This window comes from bacterium, assembly GCA_028821235.1.
Taxonomy (GTDB): Bacteria; Actinomycetota; Acidimicrobiia; order Spongiisociales; family Spongiisociaceae; genus Spongiisocius.
In genome coordinates this window covers 3,264-5,887 of sequence record JAPPGV010000125.1, presented here as the reverse complement: position 1 = coordinate 5,887, position 2,624 = coordinate 3,264, and the positions used below count along the sequence as shown (strand labels likewise).

Below are 2,624 nucleotides of genomic sequence, written 5' to 3'. Positions count from 1 at the left end.
ATTCTCACCGGTTGCGATCCTCCCCGGGGCCACTTGCCGGATGCTCCTCCTCTGCCTCGACACGAAGGTCGGGGAGCCAGTTCAGCCAGGGCGGCATGTACCAGTTGCGCTTGCCCAGCACTTCCATGCTGGCCGGTACCAGGACGGAGCGGACCAGCGTGGCGTCCAGTAGCACGGCCACCGCCAAACCGAAGCCCATGAGTTGGTTGATGATGGTCCGTCCCGTGGCGAAGGCGCCGAACACGACCACCATGATGAGGGCGGCGCCGGTGATGATCCCGGCGGTCGAACGGAGTCCGTACGCCACCGCCTCGGTGTTGTCACCCGTCTCGTCGTAGCGTTCGCGTATCCGGCTGAGCAGGAAGACGTGGTAGTCCATGGACAGCCCGAACAGGACGGCGAACAGGAAAAGCGGTATCCAGGCGTCGATCACCTCGGCCCGCTGGAATCCGAACAGGTCGATCGCGACTCCCTTCTGGAATACCAGCACCAGCAGCCCGTAGGTGGCGCCGACGGAGAGCAGGTTCATGATGATTGCCTTGAGCGGGATGACCAGGGACCGGAAGACCATCATCAGGATGACGAAGCTGAGGCCGAGCACGAGGGCGAAGACGATCGGTGTGTAGACCCTCACTATCCCGAAGAAGTCGGCGACCTCCGCGGTAAGACCACCCACGTAGACCTGGACGGGGGCCCCCTCGAACGCGGTCGGGATGATCTCGTCGCGGAGGACCGACATCAGTTCGGCGGCCTCCGTACTGCTCGGCTGACCCGGGTAGGGGAGGGACAGGAGCGTCAGATCCCCGGCCGCGTTCACCTCCCGGCTGGGGGGCACGGGGAACCTGGGATCGGCGATGAGGGCGCCCTGCAACTTGCCTATGGCAGCCGTCACGGCGGGATCGTCGGCGTCACCGTCCACGACTATCTCGGCCGGGCTGAGTACGCCGGCGGGGGTGACACTCCCCACGGCGAACTTCTCCTCGAGCAGCAGGAAGGCTTCCTTGGTCTGCGCGCCGTCGGGGAAGGTGTTGACATCATTGAGTCCCGTCCGCATGTCCAGGTAGAAGTAGGACAGGGCGAGCATCGGGATGGCGACAAGGAGGATGCTGATCACCGGGCGGCGCATCACGAGCCTCGTTACGTTCTCCCAGAAGCCCTCCTGGGAGGTGTCGGGGCTCTTGAGCGAGAACCTGGCCAGGAACCGAATCGGGAGAAGGTCCACTCTCGGACCGAGCAACGTCAGCACCGCCGGCAGCAGGGTCAGCGTCGCCAGCATGGCGAAGATCACCACCAGGATCGCCCCCAGCGCAAGAGATTGGTAGAAGGAGGCGGGGGTGATCAGCAGACCGACCAGGGCCAGCACGACGGTGGCGCCGCTGAAGATCACCGTCCGGCCCGCTGTCGCGGTGGCACGTCCTACCGCGTCACGCGCCGGCAGCCCGCGCGCCATCTCCTCCTTGAAGCGTGAGACGACCAGGAGCGAGTAGTCGATGCCGACCGCCAGGCCGATCATCACCACCATCAGCGTGACGAAGAAGACCAGCTGGAACTGCTGGCCGATGACGGCAACGGCCGCCAGGGCGAGGACGATGGCCACCACGGCCAGACCCAGCGGGAGCAACATGGCCACCACCGCGCCGAGGAGGACCAGCAGGATGAGGAGCGCTACCGGGACCCCGAACCGCTCGCCCCTCTCCAGGTCGTGAATCGCCAGTTCGTTGGTCTCGAAGGCAACGCTGGCGTCGCCCCCGATCAACACCCGGAAGCCTCCCACCCCGTTGGCTTCTTCGACGATGTGGATGACGTCACCGACGTCCACGGTGGCGTCCTGGGCGCTACCGGTCATTGCGAAGGCCATGATGGTGGTCTGGCGGTCACGGGAAACCAGCACCGGATTGCTGGAGACGTAGAAGTGATCCTGCAGGGCCACCACGTCGGGTCCCAGCCCTGTGATCTCGGCGGCAAGCGACTCCACCTTCGTTCGGAAGGCCGGGTCGTCCACGGTCATGGATGGGGACTCGACCACAACCAACTCTGCCAGCTGCCTGGGGCCTCGCAACCTGTCCTCGAGGAGCGCGGCGGCCTGCTCCGATTCGTAGCGCGAGGACAGCCGGAACTCGGTGGTGGTGGCGCTGTCCAGCAGCCGGTCGATCAGCCCGAGCGAGACCAGCACCAGCCCAACCCAAATACCGATGGTGACCAGCGGCCGGCGCGCCGAGAAGCGGGCGAGCGGTCCGAGCATCAGGTCTCTCCTCCTTGTCCGCCGTTTTCGGAAGAAATTGCTGGCAGATCCGTGACCCTAGGTCCCCCGGATGGCCGGATCAGGATGTTCGAGAACATCCTGATCCCACATTAGCGACGTTTCCGCTTCCAGCCGCGCTCGTCGGGCCTCATGCGGTCTGCGCGAACACGCGACGGACCCGGTGCCCGTATCCGTGTCCGGCACGGCGGCGACAGGCGACCGGGTGTCGTCAACCCGTGTTGCGCATGCCTGCCGCGATGCCGTTGATGGTCAGGAGGAGTCCGCGCCGGTATCTCTCGTGGTCTCCTGAACGGGATCGTTTCAGCAGTTCCACCTGCAGCACGTTCAGCGGGTCCAGGTAGGGGTCACGCACCGCCAGGGT

General features: G+C 65.5%; 1 protein-coding gene. It reads right to left on the bottom strand.

Going from position 1 to position 2,624, the window contains the following annotated elements:
• Window positions 1-4: 4 nt before the first annotated feature.
• Window positions 5-2,242 carry an MMPL family transporter gene (locus OXK16_12700; protein MDE0376802.1) on the bottom strand — a complete coding sequence of 746 codons (2,238 nt, stop codon included), beginning with the start codon at window positions 2,240-2,242 and terminating at the stop codon, window positions 5-7.
• Window positions 2,243-2,624 lie beyond the last annotated feature (382 nt).